General features: G+C 69.2%; 21 protein-coding genes and 4 pseudogenes. 9 read left to right on the top strand and 16 right to left on the bottom strand.

The window, feature by feature from the left end; translation table 11 throughout:
* Nucleotides 1–12 precede the first annotated feature (12 nt).
* The 15 genes and pseudogenes from ACFT7S_RS00235 to ACFT7S_RS00165 form a co-directional block, all read right to left on the bottom strand.
* Nucleotides 13–1,119: an ABC transporter substrate-binding protein gene (locus tag ACFT7S_RS00235; protein WP_382724938.1), complete on the bottom strand. Its 1,107-nt coding sequence runs from the start codon at nucleotides 1,117–1,119 to the stop codon at nucleotides 13–15.
* Nucleotides 1,120–1,348: 229 nt separating this feature from the next.
* Nucleotides 1,349–1,450, bottom strand: coding sequence for a putative leader peptide (locus tag ACFT7S_RS00230; RefSeq protein WP_382724936.1), 102 nt, complete (start codon nucleotides 1,448–1,450; stop codon nucleotides 1,349–1,351).
* A gap of 139 nt (nucleotides 1,451–1,589) precedes the next feature.
* Nucleotides 1,590–2,048 carry an RrF2 family transcriptional regulator gene (locus tag ACFT7S_RS00225; RefSeq protein ID WP_382724934.1) on the bottom strand — a complete coding sequence of 153 codons (459 nt, stop codon included), beginning with the start codon at nucleotides 2,046–2,048 and terminating at the stop codon, nucleotides 1,590–1,592.
* Between the two features lie 82 nt (nucleotides 2,049–2,130).
* Entirely contained in the window at nucleotides 2,131–3,030 is a 900-nt protein-coding gene (locus tag ACFT7S_RS00220) for a TauD/TfdA dioxygenase family protein (protein WP_382724932.1), read from the bottom strand.
* 53 nt (nucleotides 3,031–3,083) lie between these two features.
* Nucleotides 3,084–3,452, bottom strand: a complete 369-nt coding sequence (locus ACFT7S_RS00215; protein WP_382724930.1) for a 4Fe-4S dicluster domain-containing protein — start codon at nucleotides 3,450–3,452, stop codon at nucleotides 3,084–3,086.
* On the bottom strand, nucleotides 3,449–4,867 hold the full coding sequence (locus ACFT7S_RS00210) for an FAD-binding protein (RefSeq protein WP_382724929.1): 1,419 nt from the start codon (nucleotides 4,865–4,867) through the stop codon (nucleotides 3,449–3,451). Before ACFT7S_RS00210 ends, ACFT7S_RS00215 begins: the two co-directional genes overlap by 4 nt.
* Nucleotides 4,868–4,949: 82 nt before the next feature.
* Nucleotides 4,950–5,036: pseudogene (locus tag ACFT7S_RS00205) on the bottom strand (hypothetical protein); the annotation flags it as partial.
* A gap of 29 nt (nucleotides 5,037–5,065) precedes the next feature.
* Nucleotides 5,066–6,421 carry an LLM class flavin-dependent oxidoreductase gene (locus ACFT7S_RS00200; protein WP_382724927.1) on the bottom strand — a complete coding sequence of 452 codons (1,356 nt, stop codon included), beginning with the start codon at nucleotides 6,419–6,421 and terminating at the stop codon, nucleotides 5,066–5,068.
* Nucleotides 6,422–6,506: 85 nt separating this feature from the next.
* Nucleotides 6,507–7,457, bottom strand: coding sequence for an ABC transporter permease (locus ACFT7S_RS00195; protein WP_382724925.1), 951 nt, complete (start codon nucleotides 7,455–7,457; stop codon nucleotides 6,507–6,509).
* Nucleotides 7,454–8,302 carry an ABC transporter ATP-binding protein gene (locus ACFT7S_RS00190; RefSeq protein WP_382724923.1) on the bottom strand — a complete coding sequence of 283 codons (849 nt, stop codon included), beginning with the start codon at nucleotides 8,300–8,302 and terminating at the stop codon, nucleotides 7,454–7,456. Before ACFT7S_RS00190 ends, ACFT7S_RS00195 begins: the two co-directional genes overlap by 4 nt.
* Nucleotides 8,303–8,306: 4 nt before the next feature.
* Nucleotides 8,307–9,350 carry an ABC transporter substrate-binding protein gene (locus tag ACFT7S_RS00185; protein ID WP_382724921.1) on the bottom strand — a complete coding sequence of 348 codons (1,044 nt, stop codon included), beginning with the start codon at nucleotides 9,348–9,350 and terminating at the stop codon, nucleotides 8,307–8,309.
* Nucleotides 9,351–9,560: 210 nt separating this feature from the next.
* Nucleotides 9,561–9,644: a putative leader peptide gene (locus ACFT7S_RS00180; RefSeq protein ID WP_106972604.1), complete on the bottom strand. Its 84-nt coding sequence runs from the start codon at nucleotides 9,642–9,644 to the stop codon at nucleotides 9,561–9,563.
* A gap of 180 nt (nucleotides 9,645–9,824) precedes the next feature.
* Nucleotides 9,825–11,054, bottom strand: coding sequence for an acyl-CoA dehydrogenase family protein (locus ACFT7S_RS00175; RefSeq protein WP_382724919.1), 1,230 nt, complete (start codon nucleotides 11,052–11,054; stop codon nucleotides 9,825–9,827).
* 13 nt (nucleotides 11,055–11,067) lie between these two features.
* Nucleotides 11,068–11,643, bottom strand: a complete 576-nt coding sequence (locus ACFT7S_RS00170; RefSeq protein WP_382724917.1) for a winged helix-turn-helix domain-containing protein — start codon at nucleotides 11,641–11,643, stop codon at nucleotides 11,068–11,070.
* 251 nt (nucleotides 11,644–11,894) lie between these two features.
* A pseudogene (locus ACFT7S_RS00165) lies at nucleotides 11,895–12,495 on the bottom strand (amino acid ABC transporter permease); the annotation flags it as partial.
* A gap of 791 nt (nucleotides 12,496–13,286) precedes the next feature.
* Here ACFT7S_RS00165 and ACFT7S_RS00160 point away from each other — a divergent pair.
* The 3 genes and pseudogenes from ACFT7S_RS00160 to ACFT7S_RS00150 all read left to right on the top strand — a co-directional run bounded on the left by ACFT7S_RS00160 (nucleotide 13,287) and on the right by ACFT7S_RS00150 (nucleotide 15,167).
* A pseudogene (locus ACFT7S_RS00160) lies at nucleotides 13,287–14,422 on the top strand (LLM class flavin-dependent oxidoreductase).
* Nucleotides 14,419–14,955, top strand: coding sequence for a GNAT family N-acetyltransferase (locus ACFT7S_RS00155; protein ID WP_382724915.1), 537 nt, complete (start codon nucleotides 14,419–14,421; stop codon nucleotides 14,953–14,955). Before ACFT7S_RS00160 ends, ACFT7S_RS00155 begins: the two are co-directional and overlap by 4 nt.
* Complete coding sequence (locus tag ACFT7S_RS00150) at nucleotides 14,952–15,167, top strand: hypothetical protein (RefSeq protein WP_382724913.1); 216 nt, start codon at nucleotides 14,952–14,954, stop codon at nucleotides 15,165–15,167. The genes ACFT7S_RS00155 and ACFT7S_RS00150 overlap by 4 nt, the downstream gene beginning before the upstream one ends.
* 117 nt (nucleotides 15,168–15,284) lie before the next feature.
* Here ACFT7S_RS00150 and ACFT7S_RS00145 read toward each other — a convergent pair whose 3' ends face one another.
* Complete coding sequence (locus ACFT7S_RS00145) at nucleotides 15,285–15,566, bottom strand: hypothetical protein (protein ID WP_382724911.1); 282 nt, start codon at nucleotides 15,564–15,566, stop codon at nucleotides 15,285–15,287.
* Nucleotides 15,567–15,990: 424 nt separating this feature from the next.
* Here ACFT7S_RS00145 and ACFT7S_RS00140 point away from each other — a divergent pair, with 424 nt between their 5' ends.
* The 6 genes and pseudogenes from ACFT7S_RS00140 to ACFT7S_RS00115 form a co-directional block, all read left to right on the top strand.
* A complete protein-coding gene (locus ACFT7S_RS00140; protein ID WP_382724909.1) occupies nucleotides 15,991–16,209 on the top strand; it encodes a hypothetical protein in 219 nt (72 codons plus the stop codon).
* Nucleotides 16,210–16,576: 367 nt separating this feature from the next.
* Nucleotides 16,577–17,536 carry a glutathione S-transferase C-terminal domain-containing protein gene (locus ACFT7S_RS00135; RefSeq protein WP_382724908.1) on the top strand — a complete coding sequence of 320 codons (960 nt, stop codon included), beginning with the start codon at nucleotides 16,577–16,579 and terminating at the stop codon, nucleotides 17,534–17,536.
* Between the two features lie 24 nt (nucleotides 17,537–17,560).
* Nucleotides 17,561–17,752, top strand: coding sequence for a putative leader peptide (locus ACFT7S_RS00130; protein ID WP_382724907.1), 192 nt, complete (start codon nucleotides 17,561–17,563; stop codon nucleotides 17,750–17,752).
* Nucleotides 17,753–17,826: 74 nt separating this feature from the next.
* Nucleotides 17,827–19,146, top strand: a complete 1,320-nt coding sequence (locus ACFT7S_RS00125; RefSeq protein WP_382724905.1) for an LLM class flavin-dependent oxidoreductase — start codon at nucleotides 17,827–17,829, stop codon at nucleotides 19,144–19,146.
* On the top strand, nucleotides 19,143–20,264 hold the full coding sequence (locus ACFT7S_RS00120; protein WP_382724903.1) for an LLM class flavin-dependent oxidoreductase: 1,122 nt from the start codon (nucleotides 19,143–19,145) through the stop codon (nucleotides 20,262–20,264). Before ACFT7S_RS00125 ends, ACFT7S_RS00120 begins: the two co-directional genes overlap by 4 nt.
* 16 nt (nucleotides 20,265–20,280) lie before the next feature.
* Nucleotides 20,281–20,832: pseudogene (locus ACFT7S_RS00115) on the top strand (LLM class flavin-dependent oxidoreductase); the annotation flags it as partial.
* Nucleotides 20,833–21,041 lie beyond the last annotated feature (209 nt).

The raw sequence follows: 21,041 nt of genomic DNA, 5'->3' as shown, positions 1-21,041 counted from the left end.
GTCCGGTTGTGGTTACTCGGCGCCGAGACCGGCGTCGTCGACCTCGTCCTTGCCCGCGGCCTTGAGGACCTTGTTGAGCGGCGCGAGGTCGTAGATGCCCTTCAGATCGGGCTCCTCCACCAGACCGGCCTTCACCGCGTGCTCCGCCTCCGTGCTGAGGGTGGCGGCCAGCGGGTCGTCGAGGAAGGTGATGGACTTCCAGGCCGGGTCGATGACCTCGGCGGGCAGGGCCTTGCCGGACTCCTCCTTCAGCGCCTCGTTGGCGGACGCCTTGGCCTTCTCCGGGTTGGCGTTGATCCACTCGTTGGTCTTCACCGAGCCGCGCAGTACGGCCTCGACGACGTCCGGGTGCTCCTTCAGGAACGACTGCGACACGATGATGTTCGTGATCACGAACTTCTTGTCCGGCCACAGATCGGCCTCGTCCAGCAGCACCTTGCCGCCCCCCGCCACCAGCTTGGACGCGGTCGGCTCCGGCACCCAGGCGCCGTCGATGGAGCCGGATTTGTAGGCGTCCGGGGTGATCTTGTTGTCCGTGCGGACGACCGAGACATCGCCCTTGCCGCTCTGTGCGTCGACCTTCCAGCCCTTCTCCGCGATCCAGTTGAGGAACGCGACGTCCTGGGTGTTGCCGAGCTGCGGTGTGGCGATCTTCTTGCCCTTGAGGTCGTCCAGGGACTTGATCTTGTCCGGATTGACGACGAGCTTCACGCCGCCGGAGGCGGAACCGCTGATGATGCGCAGGTTCTTGCCCTCGGACTTGGTGTAGCCGTTGATGGCAGGGGAGGGGCCGATCCAGCCGATGTCGATGGAGCCGGCGTTCAGCGCCTCGATCTCGGAGGGGCCGGCGTTGAAGGTCGAGGGCTTGATCTTGGTGCCGCCGAGCTCCTTCTGGAGCAGACCCTCCTGGACTCCCACCAGAGCGGTGGCGTGCGTGAGGTTGGGGAAGTAGCCGATCTTCACTTCGTCGGCGGAGAGCTTCTTGGCGTCCGCCGCGACCTCGGTCTGCTTGTCGTCGTCAGCGGAATCGGAACCGTAGCCGCAGGCGGTGAGTACGAGAGGAAGCGCGGCTATGACGGCGAGGGTGCGCAGGGCGCTGAGCGGTCTTGCGGCAGACACGGAGGTGTCCTTTCCGGGGATGGGCGATCAGGGAGGTACGAAAATGCGGAGGCGTACTGCTTCTCGGCACGCACCAACACTCCACTCCTCGGCCGTCGACGGCGGGCACGCCGTCGCGGGCCGAGAAGGGGAATCTGGGGGCGTAGTCAGCCGAGGGATGTCCGATCCGCCGGCAGAGGTAGGGCGGTGGGAGACAGCGTTGGTTCGGCGAGAGTCAGGTTCTGTGGCGTCAGAGGGGTCGACAGATGGCACTGGACGTACGGCCGAGGTCGATGTGACGACGCGAGGTCAGAAGGAGCAGCAACTGGTCTGCGCGGTCGAGCGCTCTCATGGCCACCCCCACAGATCCCTAGTTTTCCTACCTGGTTGCTAGGGATCGTGGCAGAAGGTGGCGTCCACCCCAAGGGGTTGTTCGCATTCTGGATGCCGCTATCTCGCTTTTTGAGACGTGCGGCGAGTGGCCCAGCGTGTCAGGGGTTTACCCAGGCGCCCGGGACGTCGGTCAACGCGGACACGGCGGCGGGCAGTTGGGCCGACGCGACGTCGGCGAGCGACACGCCATCCAGGATCTCGCGGACATTGGACCGCAGTGCGACCCACAGGGGGAGCAGCGACTCGGCGGGGCCGGTGTAGGACAGCTCTGGGGGGCGTACCCCGCGTACCGAGACCAGTGGTCCGTCCACGACGCGGATGACGTCGGCGATGCTGATGGACCCGGCGGGCTTGGCCAGCCGGTAGCCGCCGTTGCCGCCGCGCTGGCTGAGCACGAGACCACCCCGGCGCATGTCGTTCAGGATGCTTTCGAGGAATTTGTGCGGGATGTCCTGGGCGTCGGCGATGGCCTCGGCCTTCAGTGGCCCGTCATCCCGTGACGCGGCGAGCTGCAGCGCGGCACGTACCGCGTAGTCCGCCCTGGCTGAGATCCTCATGTGCCCATTATCCCGCGTAGCTCGGTCGGTGTCCGGGGCGGGGGCCGCAGGGCAGGGTGCTCCTGCCCTGCGGCCCCGGGGCTCAGGCCGCGGCGGGGGTGTAGTGGGCGGCGTCGTCGCCCTCGATGACGTGGCTGAGGGTGCCGTCGACACCGGCGGGGGCGTCGCCCGCGACGGTAACCCGGTGGAGCAGGCGCGGCAGGTCGCCGTAGTCGTCTGGGGCGTAGTGCTGGGTGATGCGGTTGTCGAAGAGGACGAGGTCGCCCGGTGTCCAGGCCACGCGCACGATGTTCTCGGGGCGGGTGACGTAGGACTGGAAGATGCGCAGCAGGTCCCGGGAGTCGGAGGGGCTGAGGCCGACGATGCTCTGGGCGAAGCCGCCGATGAACAGCCCGCGCTCCCCGGTCTCGGGGTGGACGCGGACGACCGGGTGGGCGGTGCGGTACTTGCGGGAGACGAACCGCTTGCGGTGCTCGGCCGCCTTCTCGTTCTTCGGGGCGGCGTAGTCGTAGTCGTTGGTGTGTACGGCCCAGAGCTTGTCGGCCAGCTCGCGCAGCGGCTCGGGAAGGTCCCGGTAGGCGGCGGCCGAGTTGGCGATGAGGGTGTTTCCGCCGTACGGCGGGACCACGATGCTGCGCAGCGTGGACGCCTTCGGGGGAGTACGGACGAAGGTGACGTCGGTGTGCCAGTGGTTGGCGCGGATGCCCTCGTCGCCGTCGACAGGCAGGATGTGGGACTGGCCGTCGACGGACGCCACGGTGGGGTGAGCGGTGGTGAGCTCGCCGAAGAGGGAGGCGAAACGGAGCTGGCTCGCGTCGTCGAGGTTCTGGTCGCGGAAGACGAGCGCCTTGTGTTCCAGGAGCGCAGAGTTGATCTCCGTGACGACGGCGGGGTCGAGTTCGGTGGACAAGTCCACGCCGAGGATCTCGGCGCCGATACGGCCGCCGATCCTGCGGATGTCGAAGCCGGTGCTGGTGCTCATGTGCGGGTGTTCCCTTCAAGAGGTGATCAGCGGGGAGGTGATCAGTCGGGTCATCAGGAGGTGATGGGCAGGGAGGTTCCCTTGGACCCTGGTGGTCCGAGGGGAGGGCCGACGGCCCGCAGTGCGCCAGGTGTGCGGCCTCGTCCCCAGCCGATGTGCCGGCGGTAACTGCCGAGCAGGCCGGTGAGGTCCAGATGCTCCTCGTCCCGGGCGGTGGGGTCGTCGGGCAGTGGGCGGGTGAGGGGTGCGACGTAGAGCGCGTCGGCTGGGCAGTTCGCCTCGCACTGGAAGCAGGTCTGGCAGTCGTCGCGGCGGGCGAGCACCGGGATGCCGTCCTCGCCGCGGTCGAAGACGTTGGTCGGGCAGACCTTGATGCACTTGTCGCAGGTGATGCAGCGTTCCGCCGAGACAATTTCGATCACGAAGCCACCTCCAGTGGTGCGGCCGGTGCCGTCGATGCGGTTGGCGCGGTCGTCAGGGGCTCGGTGCGGGTCCACACCTGGTCGAGGCCGCCCGTCACGATGCGGTGGTGCTGCCCGGGATCCTGCGCCGGGAAGTCGAGTCGTTTGGCCATGCCTCGGGTCTCGGTGCGCGCGAGAGCTGAGGTGTACATCCAGCGGGCGTGCGCCGTCATCGCCACAGCCTGCCGGGCCCGTTCGGTGTTTCCCCCTCCGTGCAGTGAGGCGCGCGACTCCTTCCAGAGGCTGTCGAGCACCTCCAGCGCTGCGGCGAGCCGGTCGCCGTGGCGCAGATAGTTCTTCTCGTACGGCAGCACCTCGCCCTGGACCGCGGCGACGACTTCGCGAAAGCCGTCGGCCGGACCGGGTGTCCCGGTGGGCCGGAGCCCGGCGCCGCCCGCTGCCGTCAGGCGCCTCGTAGCGGCGCGGGCGCCGAGTGAGCGGGCGTGGCGGACCGCGCCCCCGCCCGCCCAGGTGCCGGACGAGATGGCCCAGGCGGCGTTGTGGCTGCCCCCGCCGGTGAAGCCGCCGCAGATCAGCTCACGGGTTGCCGCGTCCCCGGCCGCGTACAGCCCGGGGACGGTGGTGGAGCAGTCGTCGCCAGTGATGCGGATGCCGCCGGTGCCGCGCACGGTGCCCTCGGCGAGGAGCGTGACGGCGAAGCGCTGGGTGAAGGGGTTGATGCCGAGCCGGTCGAAGGTGAGGAAGAAGTTGGGCTGGGCCAGCCGCATGGCCTGCCGGGCAGCAGAGCCCGCCCGGTCCAGGCGGCAGTACACCTTCTCGTTGAGCAGCGTACGAGCGATGACGGACCGGCCGCCCTGGCTGGCCGCTCCCTCAAGGACCGTGCCGTCCTCGCGGTAGAAGGTCGCGAAGGAATAGAACGCGGTCTTGGTGACGGAGGTGCCCTCGGGTGCGATGCCGTACGCGTTGGAGAACTCCATCCCGGACAGCTCCGCGCCCACCTCGGCGGCGAACAGCGCACCGTCGCCGGTGTTGACGTTGCAGCCGAGCGCGCCGCTGAGGAACGCGCAGCCGCCGGTGGCCAGGACGACCGCCCCGGCGCGCACCCGGTACGACTGACCGGCTTGCCGCCGGTGGCCTCTGGCCCCGGCGACCGCTCCGGAGGGGGCGGTGAGCAGTTCGGTGACCGGACTGTGGTCGAGGATGCGTACCCCTGCCCGCTGGACGCGGATCCGCATCCTGCGCATGTACTCCGGTCCCTGCAGGCCGTTCCTGAGCTGCTTTCCGTCCGGCCCTGTGGGGAAGGGGTAGCGTCCGGCCGCCGCCAGCTCGTTCATGCCCGCGTACGTCTGGTCCAGCACCCGGGTCATCCAGCGCCGGTCGGCCAGGAAACCGCCCAGTGCCTCCCGGCTCGCCATGGCGGCCTCCCGCGCGGCGGGCCTCCGGGGGGACGTACCAGACGCCGGTGCCGGCGGAGGCGGTGGCGCCGCTGGTGCCGCAGTACCCCTTGTCGGCGAGGACCACGTCCGCTCCGTCCTGGGCCGCCTTGAGCGCGGCCCATGTGGCGGCGGGGCCGCCGCCGACCACCAGGACGTCCGCGGTGAGTTCCAGCCCGGTCACGCGGGCCCTCCCGCTACTGCGCCCGCCGGGGCCAGCCGGTTGGCGGGGCGGGCCAGGCCGTAGTTCTCGCGCAGGGTGCGGCCGGTGTACTCGGTGCGGAAGAGGCCGCGCCGTTGCAGGATCGGAACGACGTGGTCGACGAAGTCCTCCAGGCCGCCCGGCAGATGGGGCGGCATGATGTTGAAGCCGTCGGCGGCACCCTGGGTGAACCACTCCTCGAGCTGGTCGGCTATCTGCTCGGGGGTGCCGGCGAACACCCGGTGGCCGCGGCCGGCCCCGAGGCGGGCGATGAGCTCGCGCAGGGTGAGGCCGTCGCGGCGGGCGAGGTCGGCGACAAGCGTGAAGCGGCTCTTGTTGCCGTTGATGTCCCGCTCCTCGGGCAGTTCGGGCAGTGGCCCGTCCAGTGGCAGCCCGGTCAGGTCGGTGCCGAGCATCCCGGAGAGCTGGGCGAGCCCATACTCGGGTACCTGGAGGTCCGTCAACTCCTGCTCCAGCGCGCGGGCCTCGGCCGCGGTCGACCCGATGACGGGGGCGATGCCGGGCAGTACCAGCAACTCATCCTCGGCGCGGCCGTAGCGGGCGAGCCGTGACTTGAGGTCCTTGTAGAAGGCTTGGCCGTCGGCGAGGGTCTGCTGGGCGGTGAAGACGGCCTCGGCGTACTGGGCGGCGAACTTTTTGCCGTCCTCCGAAGAACCGGCCTGCACCAGCAGCGGGTATCCCTGGGGGGTGCGCGGTACGTTCAGGGGTCCCTGCACCCCGAAGTACTCTCCGCGGTGGTTGATCTCCCGCACCTTGTCGGTGTCGGCGTAGACGCCGCGTTCACGGTCGAGCAGGATCGCGTTGTCCTCCCAGCTGTCCCACAGCTTGGTGGTGACATCGACGAACTCCCGTGCCCGCTCGTAGCGCAGTCGGTGCTCCAGTTGCTCGTCCTGCCTGAAGTTGCGGGCCTCGTTCACGGTGCTGGAGGTGACGATGTTCCAGCCGGCCCGGCCGCCACTGATGTGGTCCAGGGAGGCGAACTTACGAGCGGTGTGGAAGGGCTCGTTGAAGGTGGTGGAGACGGTGGCGATCAGGCCCACGTGCTCGGTGACCGCCGCGAGGGCGGACAGCAGGGTGAGTGGTTCAAAGCCGCCGAGCGCGTTGTGGCGGACCTTGCCCCACAGGGCGAGGCCGTCGGCGAGGAAGACCGAGTCGAGCAGGCCGCGCTCGGCGGTCTGCGCGAGCTGCTGGAAGTAGCGCAGATCGGTGACGCGATCGGGCTGGGTGCGGGGGTGGCGCCAGGCGGCGTCGTGGTGCCCGGCGTTCATGAGGAAGGCGTTGAGGTGGAGCCGACGGGGGCTGGTCGCGGTCATGAGGTTCCTCGGATCGGGGGGCAGCGAGACGATCGGGAGAAGGAAGAACTCGGGGAAGACAGTGGAACGAGAGGGCGGCCGGGAGTCAGCCGCCGACTGGTAGGCGCCAGGAGCTGAGCCGCCGCTCGACGGCCACCAGGATCTGGTTGAAGGTCACGCCGATGGCGGAGATCGTGATGATGCCCGCGTACATCTGCGGGATCGCGAAGTTGTACTGCGAGGCGTTGATCAGATAGCCGAGGCCGGCCTTGGCGCCGATCATCTCGGCGGCGACCAGCACCAGGATGGACACCGCTCCCGCCAGCCGGATGCCGGTGAACATCACCGGCACCGAGGAGGGCAGGATGACCTTCTGGAACAGCCGGGGCGCGGACAGGTCCATCGACTTCGCCAGCTTCAGCAGGGTCGGGTCGACGTTGCGGACCGCGCTGATGGTGTTGAGCAGGATCGGCCAGGTGCACGCGTACACGACGATGGAGATCTTCGAGGTCTCGCCGATCCCCAGCAGCAGTACGAACACCGGCAGCAGGGCCAGCGCTGCGGTGTTGCGGAACACCTCAAGGAGCGGTCCGAGGAGGTCGGCGACCGGCCGGTACCAGCCGATCAGCAGGCCGAGCGGCACGGCGACGGCCACCGCGAGTCCGAATCCGCTGAACGAGCGGACCAGGCTGGCGCCCGCGTTGTCGGCGAGTTGACCGTCGACGGCCAGCCCCCACCAGGCACGGGCGACCTCGCTGAACGGCGGCAGGAAGATCCGGTCGACCAGGCCGAGTCGCGGTGCGGTCTCCCACAGCAGCAGCAGCGCTACGATCGCCGCGGACTTGGTCGCCCCCTTGACCAGCAGGTGCGGCAGTCGGCGGACCGCCCGGCGGACCCGGGCCGCCGTGGAGGGGACTTGGCGCACTCTCGACGGCGATGCGTCATGTGGCGGGGACGCGGCGGACGTAGCAGAGGAAGGGGCCGGGACGGGCTCGGCGGCGCTCACCGAGTCCGGCGCCGTGGTCTTCTCGGTGGCCGTGCCGGTTATGGGGCTCATACGGAAGCCTCCTCCTTCTCCAACTGCTGGGCCCTGGCCACCTCGTCGTGCAGCAGCGACCAGATCTCGTGCCGGTGTCGTGCGAACTCGGGACTGGAGCGGAGGTCGTCCGTCGCCGTACGGGAGTCGAAGGCGACCGGCACGATCTGTTTGATGCGGCCCGGCCGGGACGTCATGACGGCGACGCGCTGTCCCAGGTAGACGGCCTCCTCGATGCCGTGCGTGATGAAGACCACGGTCTTGCCGGTGCGCTGCCAGATGCGCAGCAGTTCGTCCTGCAACGACTCCCGGGTCTGGGCGTCCAGCGCGGCGAACGGCTCGTCCATCAGGAGTACATCGGGGTCGTAGGCGAGGCTGCGGGCGATCGCCACCCGCTGCCGCATCCCGCCGGACAGCTCATGCGGATGGCGGTTCTCGAACCCGGTCAGGCCGACCAGATCCAGGAACTCCCGGGCACGTGCGGCCCGTTGATGCCGTGGGACGCCGGTGGCCTCCAGGCCGAACTCGACATTGCCCTGCGCCGTGCGCCACGGCAGCAGCGCGTACTGCTGGAACACGATGCCCCGGTCCAGGCCCGGGCCGGTGACGGGTTGGCCGTCCAGCAGGATCCGTCCGGTGGTGGGTTGGGCGAGGCCGCCGAGCAGCTCCAGCAGCGTCGACTTTCCGCAACCGCTGGGACCGACCAGGACGATGAACTCGCCGGCCGCTATCTCCAGATCGATGCCGTCGAGAGCGGTGAAACGGGTGGTTTGCCGATCCCCCCTGCGGTTCTTGACAGTGAAGTCCTTCCGTACGTCCTCAAACACGATCTTGGGCGTCGTGAATTGCGTGGTGGATTCCGGCATGGGATCAGCTCCCGCTCTTCGTAGCGGAGGAGGACTCCCGGTTGCCGTTGAACTCATTGGTGTAGAGGTCCGACAACGTGACCTGACCCTTCTTGATGTCACCGCGGTCGGCCAGCCAGTCGATCCACAGCTGGAGTTCCTTGCCGGTGATCAGGCCCGCCTGCTCGGCGACGCCGTAGGAGCGCCAGTACTTCAGGGCTGCGGTGTCCTCGGTGCGGCCGCGCTTCTTCACGATGTCCGTCATCCGGGCGATGACCTCTTCGTGTGGAGTGGAACGGGACCACTCGATGGCCCGCCCCACGGCGGTGACGAAGATCCGGGCCGTGTCGGGGTTCTGCTTCAGGAAGCGGTCCGTCATCACGTAGCTGCCTGCGCTGAATGCGCCGAGCAGTTCATAGTCGGTGAACAGCGGGCGGATGCCCCCGGTCGCCAGTGCCTTGTCGCGCAGAATGCCGCCGAGTACGGCCACGTCGATCTGCTTCTGCCGCAGCGTCTGCTCGGTGTTGACCGGTGGAACCACGAGTGGCTCGACTTTGCCGATCTCCGCCCGGGACAGGCCGCCTCGCTCCAGATAGATGTCGAGCATGGCTTCGGAGTGGGCTCCGAGTGTGTTCATCCCGACCTTCTTGCCGTTCAGATCCCTGGCCGAGCGGATCGGGCTGTCCTTAAGGACGTAGAAGCCGTTGTAGGCGTACTTGTCGGCTCCGTAGTAGCTGATGACGGCCTTGATGGGGGCGTTGTTCGCGGCCAGTTTGACGACCGCGCCGTTGAACGCGCCGCCGAAATCGACCTGGCCCGTGGCCGCGGACTGGATGTCCTGCGGTCCGCTGATGGTGTTGCCGACCCACTTCAGTTTCACGTCCTCCAGATGGCCGAGATCCTCGGCCAACTCCGGCAAGGTCACCTGACCCGCCCAGCCCTGGTACCGGAGCGTCTTGATCTGGCCCTTGCCGGAAGTGGCTCCGGCGGTCGTGCCGCAGCTCACGGCCACCGCCGAAAGACCGAGCAGGGAAAGGAACTGGCGTCGGGTCGATGCCGTAGTGGCCATGGAAAGGTCCTGTTCACACGAATGGGGATCGATGGCGTGAAGAAGCCATAAGCGAGAGGGGTGCTTGGCAATTGGGCGCAAGCAAGGCGGACACCGAAAGGGGAATGAGACCCACTAGCAATGCCTTCTAGGAATCAGCCGTCTACGCCGACAACGGTCGTGGTGGCCGACTGTGAAAATGGAGCGGGAGAGTGGCGCCCGTCAGCGCGTTCAGCGGCCGACGGCACAGATGGCGCTGGCCTGACGTCGCAGATCGACGTGCAGGCGCGCGGCGAGGTTCTCGGACTTGCTCACAGCCAAGAGAGTTGCAGCGAAATTCGGCCAAGTCAATGTCGCCTGCTCGAGCGTCTCGTATTCTCAACCGCCCGACATGTGAGTGAAGTGCAGCGTTCACAATTGTCTGGATGCCGGGTTGCGTGGCGAATACCGATCATGACGAGTCCGCCGGGAAAAAGACGAGCGGGCATCGCAGGGTCAGACAGGCAGGACGAACGGAGGGTGCGCACCGTTGAGGAAATAGTCCCCGACATCGCGGAGCCGGTGAGCGACGGGCTCGTACAAGCTGTGGGTCCTGGCATTGCGCCAGAAGCGGTCGAAGCCCAGCCGCGAGGACGCGGAGCGGGAGCCGATGATGTCGAGGGCGCGGGTGGTGGATTCCTGCGCAGCCCTGGAAGCGGCGGCTTCGGCCATTGTCACGAGGACAGAGATGTCCGCGTACTCGTCGTAGGTGAGGTCTTCGCCGTGTGCCAGCCCGCCGTGCACGGCTTGTAGTGCTTGATCGGCGAGTGCGGACGCGGAGCGGGCGAGGACGGTGAGTTCTCCGTAGGCGGTCAGCACCTGAGGGTCCTGGGGAGAGCCGAGCGGCCAGTCCGGGTGCCAGGGTGAGTGGCCCGCCCTGCTGTACTCACGGGCTTCGGCGAGCACTCCCTCAGCCATGCCGAGAAGGAGCTGGACCGAGAGAAGACGCCCGACCGGCGATGCCAGAGCGGCCAGGGGTGACAGAACGTCCTCGTCCGCGGACAGGGAGCCGAGTACGTCGTCCGCAGCGACCGGTACGGCGTCGAACTCCACGCTCCCACCGGCCGCGAGCCGCTGGCCGAAGGTGTCGGCGTCGCCGTCGATTCCCACGCCGTGATGGGCGGAGTCGACGACGACGGCGAGTGGTTCGCCGGTGTCGGCCCGCTCGGCCCGCACGGCGAGGCGGTCGGCGACCAGGACCCCGGTGAAGTAGCTCTGCCGACCGTCGAGCACATAGCCACTGGCTTTCCTGGCCAGCGTCAGAGGCAGTTCCTGACGGGCGAAACCACCACCCCAGCACCACTGCTCCGCCGCGGACTTCCGCTCGACCTGAGCGGCGAGGGCGGGCTCGGCGAACAACCGGGCGCTCCACGACAGGAAGTAGTGACAGCCGAGCAGTTGACCGATCGCGCCGTCGGCGGCGGCGATCTCCCGGACGACGGCATAGGCCGTGGGCCAGTCCGCGCCGCCTCCCCCGAGCTCGGCCGGTATGAGGAGCGTCAGCAGTCCCGCCTCACGCAGTCGGGACACCTCGTCGAACGGGGCCTTCCCTGCCTGCTCCCTGCCCGCCGCGTCCGTGGCCAGGTCATCCGCCGTCTCGCGAGACACGCGTAGCCAGTGCGCACGGCCGGGCCCGATCCGGTCGGAATCCGAGGTGGGTCCGGACGGCGCAGTGGCAACGCCCATGGCGGTGGTCTCCTCAAGCTCGGCGGCAAGGTGCGGTGTTGGGGCCCTCTTGCTGGTCGGGCACGTACTTGTAGCCCACGCGCCGTACGGTGACGATCCGGTGCCGGTGATCCGTGCCCAACTTGCGGCGCAGCCGCGCGATGTGGACATCCACGGTTCGGCCGTCGCCGATGTGGTCGTAGCCCCAGATGCCGGCCATCAACTGCTCGCGCGAATGCGCATGGTGGGGACGCAGTACGAGATGGGCCAGCAGCCCGAACTCCAGGTAGGTGAGGTCGAGTTCGCGTCCGTCTACCTCTGCGACATGTCGCGCGGGATCGATGCGCACGACACTGCCTCCCGCTTCCGCCTGCTGCACGGGCGGCGAGTCCGTGTAGGCGACCGGTCGGATCTCCGGCCGTGTCACGTCCTTGGCGAAGAGCTGGGCGGGATCAGTGCCCTCGGGGACGAGCACGAGGTAGCCGACGAGGGGTGCGGAACCGTTTCCCTCGTCGCCGATCTGCGCGGTGTCGCCCACGAGGCGGAGATGGGGAATGTCGGGGAGTGGCGAATCCGATGCAGTGGCCTGGGCCGGAAGTGCCGTGGTCATGGCGGTCGTCCTTCAGAAGTGCGTCGGGTCATCAGGCGCAGTGGGTGGGTGCGCCTGACCACCTGGGATGAGAGAGAAGGAGCGGAGTGGCACGCGCAACGTGTGAGCCGCGTGCCTACACGCGACAGCAGGCGGCGCTGACGACGTGACCAAAGTCGACATGCCGACGACGAACGAGTCGCTGCTGCGTGTGGGACATGTGCATCATCCTGCGCACCCGCTGGGCGGAACGTCAATGCTTTCCTAGTAAATCAATAGGAAATGCAGGGAAGGCAACGCCGCGGGTGGGCACACCGATCACCGTCGACTGCCGGGCGGGCGTCGGGCACCGTCGCCCTGTCCAGCCGGGCAACGCAGCGCGGCCAGACGGACCCTGAGCCTCTGCAGAGGAGTGGGCGGCAGCGCGCGGGCGGAGCCACGCGCGTAGTGGCGCTCGACGTAGAACTGTCCCGCGATGAGTACGGTCGTGACAGCGATGTACCAGAGGGTGGCGACCATCAGCAGCGGGATGGCCTGGTAGGTCTGGTTGTAGACCAGTTGCACCGAGTGCAGCAGGTCGTGCACGGCCAGCACGCTGACGATGCTGGTGCCCTTCAAGGTGCCGATCAGCATGTTCCCCGCGGTCGGGACGATGGAGCGCATCGCCTGCGGGATGACGATCCGGCGCAGGGTGCGCCGTCTGCCGATGCCGAGGGCCTGGGCGGCCTCTGTCTGGCCGGCGTCCACCGAGAGGATGCCGCCGCGCACCACCTCGGCGGCGTAGGCGGCTTCGTGCAGGGTCAGGCCGATGACGGCGGTGCGGGTGGGGCCGAGCAGGTTGACCGTCTTGATCGTCGTCGGGGCCTGGGGGCCCGGGGCGTAGCCGGAGGCTTTGAGGTGTCTTTCGGGTGGGACGGATTCGGTGACGCGGGAGGGATCTGTGATGCCGGATGGCGAGACCATCAGAAGGATCTCCAGGGGAGGGAGGCGCGGGCGTCGGTGACCACCGGCGGCGCACGCTCGTGGACTCCGAGCAGGCACAGTGCGGGCACGGGGTGGTGGGGCCGGGTTTCGGCGTCATCGCGCTCGCCGCGTCCCTCAACGCGGCCGGTACGGCTGCCGCGCGCGGCGTAGCCGGTCCGTCCTCGATCGTTTGGGCGCACCACGCGCACGTGTCAACCACGCACAGGAACTGCTCAACGCCAGTCCGGCATCCGGGCCGTAGTTGACGAGAAGCGAGATGTACTGCTCAATTAATCGCATGAATGCCGAGCAGCGCCTGGTCACCCGTGACCACATCGACTTCGGTCGGGTGTGGTCCGCCGCGTGTTGCGCCTGACGCGGCAGCGGGCAGTCTGACCGGCCCTTCCCTCCCTCGGTGACCCCGTCGCGGGCTGAGTTCCTCCCTTCGCAGCACCGTCGTACGCATGCGCTGAACACACGCTGAATCCGCGTATGGACGGTCCTGCGAGACCTGACACGCGCTGCCGCCGCCCTACCTCGCCCGAGGCCCATGCCCCGGCGTCATCACACCTGCTCACCACCTGGCTCCCAGCACCTTGAAGCGCAGTCACACCCGGCCGCACCGAGGGCTGCTCCGCCGTGCCCGCCTGCTGCCCACGGAACGGCCCGGCCCCAGAGGACTTGAGGAAAGGCCATCTCCCATGCCAGTGGAATTCCTTGGCATCGCCGCCACCAACGACGGCTCCGAAACGATCCCGCGCTCTGGCGCCGCCTTCGACAAGGAGTTCACACTCCGGCTCGCCCGGGCGCATGAGGACCACGGCTGGGACCGCGTGTTGTTCGCGTACGGTTCCGGATCGCCGGACCCTGCGCTCGCCGCCGCGTACATCGCGAGCAGGCTGGACCGCCTCCAGATCCTGCTGGCCCACCGGCCGAACGTCTCCTACCCGACGTTCGCCGCGAAGACCTTCGCCACCCTCGACCAGATCAGCGATGGCAGGCTGACCGTGCACTTCATCACCGGCGGCAACGACCGCGAGCAGGGCCGCGAGGGCGACACCCTCACCAAGGACGAGCGCTACGCCCGCACCCGCGAGTACATCCGGATCGTCAAGAAGATCTGGACCAGCCACGAGTCCTTCGACCACGAGGGCGAGCACTACCGCTTCCACGACTTCGTAAGCGACGTCTTCCCGGCCCAACAGCCCCGCCCGAACGTGTCGTTCGGTGGCTCGTCGCCTGCCGCGTACGCCGCGGGGGGCGCCGAGGCCGACATCTACTGCCTGTGGGGCGAGCCCCTGGCCAAGACCGCTGAGCAGATCGAGAACGTGAAGGCCGCAGCCAAGGCCGCGGGCCGCACCGACGTACCGCGCATCCAGGTGGCGTTCCGCCCGATCATCCCCCGACCGAGGAACTGGCCTGGGAGAAGGCCCACCACACGGTCGGCGCGATCAAGGCCCGCAAGGCGAAGGGCGAGGCGATCACCAAGCGCCACAACGGGCATACACAACCGCAGAACACCGGCTCGCAGCGACTGCTGGCCATCGCCGAGGCGGGGGAGCGCTACGACCGGGCCCTGTGGACCCCGACGGCCGCCGCCACCGGTGGCGCGGGCAACTCCAACGCCTTGGTCGGCACCCCCGAGACGGTCGCCCAAGCCCTCCTGGACTACTACGACCTCGGAGTGGACACCCTCTCCGCCCGTGGCTACGACCTGCTGGGCGACGCGATCGACTTCGGCCGGTACGTGATCCCGATCGTCCGCGAGGAGGTCGCCAAGCGCGACGCCGAGCGGGCGGCCCGCGGCACGCAAACCCTCGCGGCGGTGAACGGATGACCTCCCTCGAACAACCTCCCTCAGCCGCAGCCGAGCTGGCGGTCATTCAAGTGACCGTGTCCGACCCGCGGGTGAGACCGCTGCTGCGCGAACTCGGCGACGAGTACTCGACGCGCTACGGCAAGGACGCCCACGCCGAACTCGCCCGCTATCCCGACGAGGAGTTCACCGCCCCGCACGGCGGGGCGCTGCTCCTGCTCCTCGAACACGGCGAGCCTGTCGCGGGCGGCGCCTTCCGCCGGTACGACGAGACCACGGCCGAGCTGAAGCGGATCTGGACGCACTCCGCCCACCGGCGGCGCGGACTGGCCCGACGCGTCGTCGCCGACTTGGAGCACGAGGCGAGCGCCCGCGGCTACCGGCGGATCTACCTGACCACCGGCCCGCGCCAGCCCGAGGCCCGCGGCCTGTACCTGACGACTGGCTACACTCCGCTCTTCGACACCGAGGCCGACCCGGAAACCATCGGCCCCCTGCCTTTCCAAAAGCACCTGCCGGCCGCACCAAACCAGGGAAAGGCAGCAAACCTGTGAGTGTCCGTGGCATCAGAACACGTCTGCGCATCGCCGCCCTGCTGCTCGCCGACGCCCGCAAGGCGGGCACGCTGCGGGTCGGCAGCTCGATCGGATTCCCGCCCGGGGCGTACTACCCGAACGGGCAGGACAAGGCGCCCGCCGGCCAGGACATCGACATCGCGGACGCGGTGGTCAAGGTCCTCGCAACGACGGCCAGGGCTTCGCGGTGAAGAAGGGCAACACCATACTCAAGACGAAGGTCACGGACCTCACCCAGCTGTGCGGGCTGACCATCGGCACCGGAGTCGGCACCACCTTCGAGCATCAACGGCCTGAGCTACCAGGCGTCATAGCCCGCGTAGCAGACCGCCTTCCTCGGTGAGTACCACCGCCTCGACGTCGGCTTCGCCTTCAGGAAGGGCTCCCCGCTCACCAAGGCGTTCCAGGCCGCCGTCAACGAGCTGATCAAGGACGGCACGTACGCCCGGATCCTCAAGTGGGGTACCTCCCCCTCCGCGATCGAGACGTCGCGGATCAACCCGCCCACCGTGCAGCCCGGCCGCAAGACCCGGTTCACCGCCCACGGCGCCCAATTGCTGGAAGAAGCACGGCTGATCGTCGGTGCGCACGACGCCGCTGTCCGACGCCTCCTGGGCGAAGAAGGGGGGCAACAGTCGCAACCGTCGTCATCGGTGCCACCGAACACGGCGCCGCAGATCCTCCCGGCGCTTACCGAAGCCGTCCGCGAGAGGTCCGGCCGGACGCCAGGATACGGGTGCGGATCGACCGCTCGGCGCGGCTGACCCGAGGCGGTCGAACGCGGTGAGCTCGAACTCGCCGTCTACGTCACCGAGGAGACTGCCACCGAGGGCGTTCCTGCGGGTGACCTCCTGCTGCGCTGGTACGCCGCCCCAGGCTGGAAGCCGCCCGTCACCGGCCCGCTGCCGCTGGTCGCCGTCAACGCGCCGTGCGTCATCCGCTGTCGCGCCCTCACCGAACTGGCTGCCCGTCGAACCCCGGACACCGTGGTCGCCGAGGCCGGATACCTCGGGAGTGTCCTGGACGCGGCCCGGGCCGGGCTCGGCGCCGCGCTGCTCGCCGTCCCCGGCGGGCAGGACCCCGACGGCTCACCCCGCGCCGGGACTTCCCGCGGTTCCGCCAGTCCGGCTCAGCGCCCTCGCGCGACGGGGCTCCGGCCTCTCCCTGACCGGTGCCGCCGTCGAGGCCGTGCGCGCCCTGCTCGCCTCCCGCGAGACGGACCGGGCGGCGTAGCGCCCTCCCATCATGTGAGACGGCGGGCGAGACATGGCAAGGCCCTCTTGACGTGGCACCAGGGCCGCCTGACACTCCAGAGCAGAGATCCCTAGTGAATCGGTAGGAAATCATGGAGCGTCTGGAGTCGCCCGCCAACCGCGCCATGCGCGCGGGCCGGTCGTCTCTCCTCCTGACGTCCCGCCGCCACATCGATCTCCTGCGTGTCTGCAGCGCGGCGAGCCCTCTGCGCTGAACCGGCGGTGCCCACCCGCACCGCATCCCCGCCGCGTACGGGTAGGCGCCGACGCCGCGCGCCCCTCACCCCACGTGCGCCGCCCGCCGCACCTCTGAGAACCAGAAGCCGGACCCGGACCCAGGGAGACACATGCCCGCCGCACCCACGACCACCGTGCCGTCCCTCCCGTCCCCGCCGTCGTTCCGAGGCAGGATCGGCTGTGACGCGAGCAGCGGCTACTACGCCGCGTCGCGCCGCTACCGCCTCCACCTCTCGCTGTCCTGCCCCGACTGTCTGAGGATCGCCATCACCCACAGCCTGCTCGGGTTGGAGCAGACCCTCCCGGTGGTGCTGCTCCCGGCAGTCCCCGACAGGCCCGACGGCGGACACTCCGCTCTGCGCCCGTTGTACGAGGCCAGTTCGCACCGGCATCCCGGACCGGCCGTCGCGCCGGTGCTGAGCGACACCTGGACGGGACGGATCGTCAGCACGCACACCCCGGACATCCTGAGCGACCTGGCCCGGCGCTTCGGCGGTGACGACCCCGACCGGCCGGCGCTGTGCCAGAACGGCACGGAGGCGGAGATCGAGGCCATCGAGCACCTCTGCGAGTACCGCATCAGCGAAACCGCCCAGCGCGCCGGGCAGGCCGACACCCACGCCGGGGCGCGCGACACCGCCCTCACTTCCCTGCTCCGCGTCCTGGGCTCGCTGGAGTGGCGGCTCGCCCACCAGGACTTCATCCTGGGCGACGAAATGGCCGGCGCCGACGTGCAGTTGTGGGTGACCCTGGTGCAGCTCGACACCGTGCACCGACTGCACCTGGACGCCGCCGCGGTGCACCGCATCGCCGAGCATCCGCACCTGTGGACCTACGCGCGGCGACTGGCCGCCCACCCCGCCTTCGGCCGACACCTCGACCTGGACGGCATCGCCCGCAGGCACCATGCCCACTGCCGAGGGCTGGAGGCCGCAGGGGCGGCCGTGCAGATCCTGGACTGGGCGGTTCACATCGCGGACGGGGCCGCCGCCCAGCCCTGCCAGGAGCCTCTGGACGGTTTCATGGAACCGCAACACGCTCTCCACCTTCGTCCGTCCAGCTCCGCCTAGCCTGCGACGACATGGGGGCCCGCCATGCCGGAGCATCCGCAGGCCCCATTCCGAGCAGGACAAGCAGCCGGAAGAGGGGAGGCGACGGTGTTGTCCCCCGTTTCCCGCGTACTCGTCCCGGCTGTCGGGGTTCTCGTCGCGCGCGGCTGCGTCCGCCTGTCCTCCCGGCCCCACATCGATCTGCAGCGGGTTGCCGGCGCCCTCTGTTGTTCCTGACCTGTTCCCCGCCATCGAGCCCTCTGCACGAGGGCTGGTGATCACATACGGTCGACCAGGAAGGCACCCTTTTCGTGTCCACGCCTCCCCCTCTTCACCTTGCCGTGGCGCTGGACGGCACCGGCTGGCACCCGGCTGCATGGCGTGAGCCGGGCGCCCGGCCCCACGACCTGTTCACCGCCCGTTACTGGGCCGACCTCGTGAACGAGGCCGAACGCGGCCTGCTCGACTTCGTGACATTCGAGGACGCGCTCGGGCTGCAGTCCTCGCACCTCACGGAGCCGGACGAGCGCACCGACCAGGTGCGGGGCCGGCTGGACGCCGTGCTGGTCGCCGCCCGGGTCGCACCGCTGACCCGGCACATCGGGCTGGTGCCGACCGTGGTCGCCACCCACACCGAGCCGTTCCACATGTCCAAGGCGATCGCCACCCTGGACTACGTCAGCGCCGGTCGCGCGGGCCTGCGCGTCCAGGTGTCGGCACGGCAGAACGAGGCTGCGCACTTTGGCCGCCGTACCTTCCCACGTCTCCGCTTCGACGACAGGGACACCCCGGACGGCCGCGAACTGATCGCTGATCTCTTCGAGGAGGCCGCCGACTACATCGAGGTGGTGCGCCGCCTGTGGGACAGCTGGGAGGAGGACGCGGAGATCCGCGATGTCGCCACCGGGCAGTTCATCGACCGCGACAAGCTGCACTACATCGACTTCGGGGGCAGGCACTTCAGCGTCAAGGGACCCTCCATCACCCCTCGGCCGCCGCAGGGACAGCCCATCGTCAGCGCGCTCGCGCACCAGAGCGTGCCGTATCAACTGGTGGGCCGTTCGGCCGACATCGGTTACGTCACCCCGCACGACACCGACCAGGCCCGCGCCGTCATCGCCGAAATCCGTGCCGCCCAGGCTGAGGCAGGGCGGGCGGAGGAGCCACTGCACATCTTCGGTGACCTGGTCGTGTTCCTGGACGACGATCCCGCGGCGGCGGAGGACCGCAAGGCCCGCCTGGACGGCCTTGCGGGCTACGCCTACACCAGCGACGCCAAGGTGTTCACGGGTACACCCGGGCAACTATGGCGCGAGTGCGCCGCCGCGGAGAACCTGTCGATCCGCGAACTGGTCATCGAGACCACCGGCCGCCAGTCGTTCATCGGCTCCCCGGCCACTGTCGCCGAGACCATCAACGCCTTCGTCCAGGCGGACGCCGCCGACGGCTTCATCCTGGTCCCGCACATCACCCCAGGCGGCCTGGACGAGTTCGCCGACATCGTCGTCCCGCTGCTCCAGGAACGCGGTGTGTTTCGCCACGACTACACAGGCACCACGCTCCGCGACCACCTCGGCCTGGCACACCCCGACGCACGCGCGGAGCCGGAGACCCGGCGGGCGGAGTCGTGAAGTTCCTGGCCATCACCCTCATCGTGCACGCCCCGGATCCGGTGACCGGCGTCCAGAAGTCCACCAACGAGCGCTTCCGCGAGGTGATCGACAACGCGCTGCTGGCCGAGGAACTCGGATTCGACGGCTTCGGCGTCGGCGAACGCCACGAGCGGCCGTTCATCTCCTCCTCACCACCGGTCGTACTGAGCCACATCGCCGCGCTCACCTCCCGGATCCGGCTGTTCACCGCCGTCACCACCCTCAGCTTGCTCGACCCGGTACGCGCGTACGAGGACTACGCGACCCTGGATCACCTGTCCGCGGGCCGTCTCGACCTGATCATCGGCAAGGGCAACGGCACCGCCCAACGCGAGCTGTTCCACGTCACACCCGAGGACCAGTGGGACCGCAACGCCGAGAGCTACGAGCTGTTCCGCCGGATCTGGCGGCAGGACAAGGTGAGCGCCTCCCCGCGTTTCCGCCCCGAGCTGGCCGACGCCGAGGTTTGGCCGAGACCGCTCCAGCAGCCCATCCGGGTCTGGCACGGCAGCGCGACCAGCCGGGAGTCGGTCGATCTTGCCGCCCGCTTCGGAGATCCGCTCTTCTCGGCCAACGTCACCCACCCGATCGAGCCGTACGCCGAACTCATCCGCTACTACCGGGAGCGGTGGGAGCACTACGGCCACGACCCGGCATGGGCCGTCGTCGGCGCGGGAACGGCCGGCTACTACGCGGCCCGCACCTCACAGGAAGCGATCGCCGCATACCGGCCGGTGTTCGAGGGCTATCTCGCGTTCCAGAAACGCCTGGGCGTCGAGCCGGTGTTCACCACCCTGGAGGACTTCGTCGAACGCAGCTCGGCGCTGATCGGCAGCCCGCAGCAAGTGATCGACAAAGTGCACCGCTACCACGAGCAGTTCGGACACAGCGTGCTCCACCTGCACGCCGACGCGGGCGGGCTCACCCACGCCCAGCACCGGGCCTCGCTCGAACTCTTCCAGTCCGACATCGCCCCCGTTCTGCGACGCGACATCCCCGACCCGCCGTTCCCCTGGACTCCGGTCCTTGCCGAGCCCGAGCCCGAGCCCGAGCCCGAGCCCGCGTCCACACCCGCATCCGGGCCCACTGACCGCTGAGGAGCAACACCAGATCATGTCCGGCATCCGTCTCGGAGTCCTCGATCTCGTCCCCATCTCGTCCGGCTCCACCGCTGCAGAGGCGCTGCGCAACACCATCGATCTGGCCCAGCAGACCGAGCGGTTCGGCTACACCCGTTACTGGTTCGCCGAGCACCACCTCAACCCGGGCGTGGCCGGGACCTCTCCCGCCGTCGTGCTGGCCCTGACCGCCTCCGCGACCTCCACGATCAGGATCGGCTCCCGGGCCGTACAGCTCGGTCACCGCACCGCCCTGTCCACCGTCGAGGAGTTCGGACTGATCGACGCCCTGCACCCCGGGCGACTCGACCTGGGCCTCGGCCGCTCGGGCGGACGTGCCCCCGGACAGACGGCAGGGCCCCGGCCGACCACGACCCCCGTCGTCGACGGGCGCGCCCCCAACGGTCTGAAGATCCCGCCACGGTTCTCTCCTGAACACCTGATCGGTTCGCCGCGTTTCCTGCTCCAGCAGCAACTGTTGCACCAGCCGGGCGCGCGCCCCCAGGACTACGGCGAGCAGGTCGACGACACACTCGCGCTCCTACGCCGTGCGGCAGTCCCGCCCGTGTGCCTCCCCCCGGCCGTCCCGGGTAGGCACGCAAAGTCCCGCCAGCCCGGTCTACGACACCTTCCCGGGCGGCCGTCGACACCGTCGAAGTGCTGACGCACAGGAAGCAGATCGACTGCGCCTCCCATCCATCACCACCGCGGCACCCTGCTCCCGCTCGGTAGTAGGAAACCCTTTGACGAGGCGCC

Origin of the sequence: Streptomyces sp. NPDC057136, assembly GCF_042670885.1 — a bacterium.
GTDB lineage: Bacteria > Actinomycetota > Actinomycetes > Streptomycetales > Streptomycetaceae > Streptomyces.
This window is presented reverse-complemented; position numbering and strand designations above follow the sequence as displayed.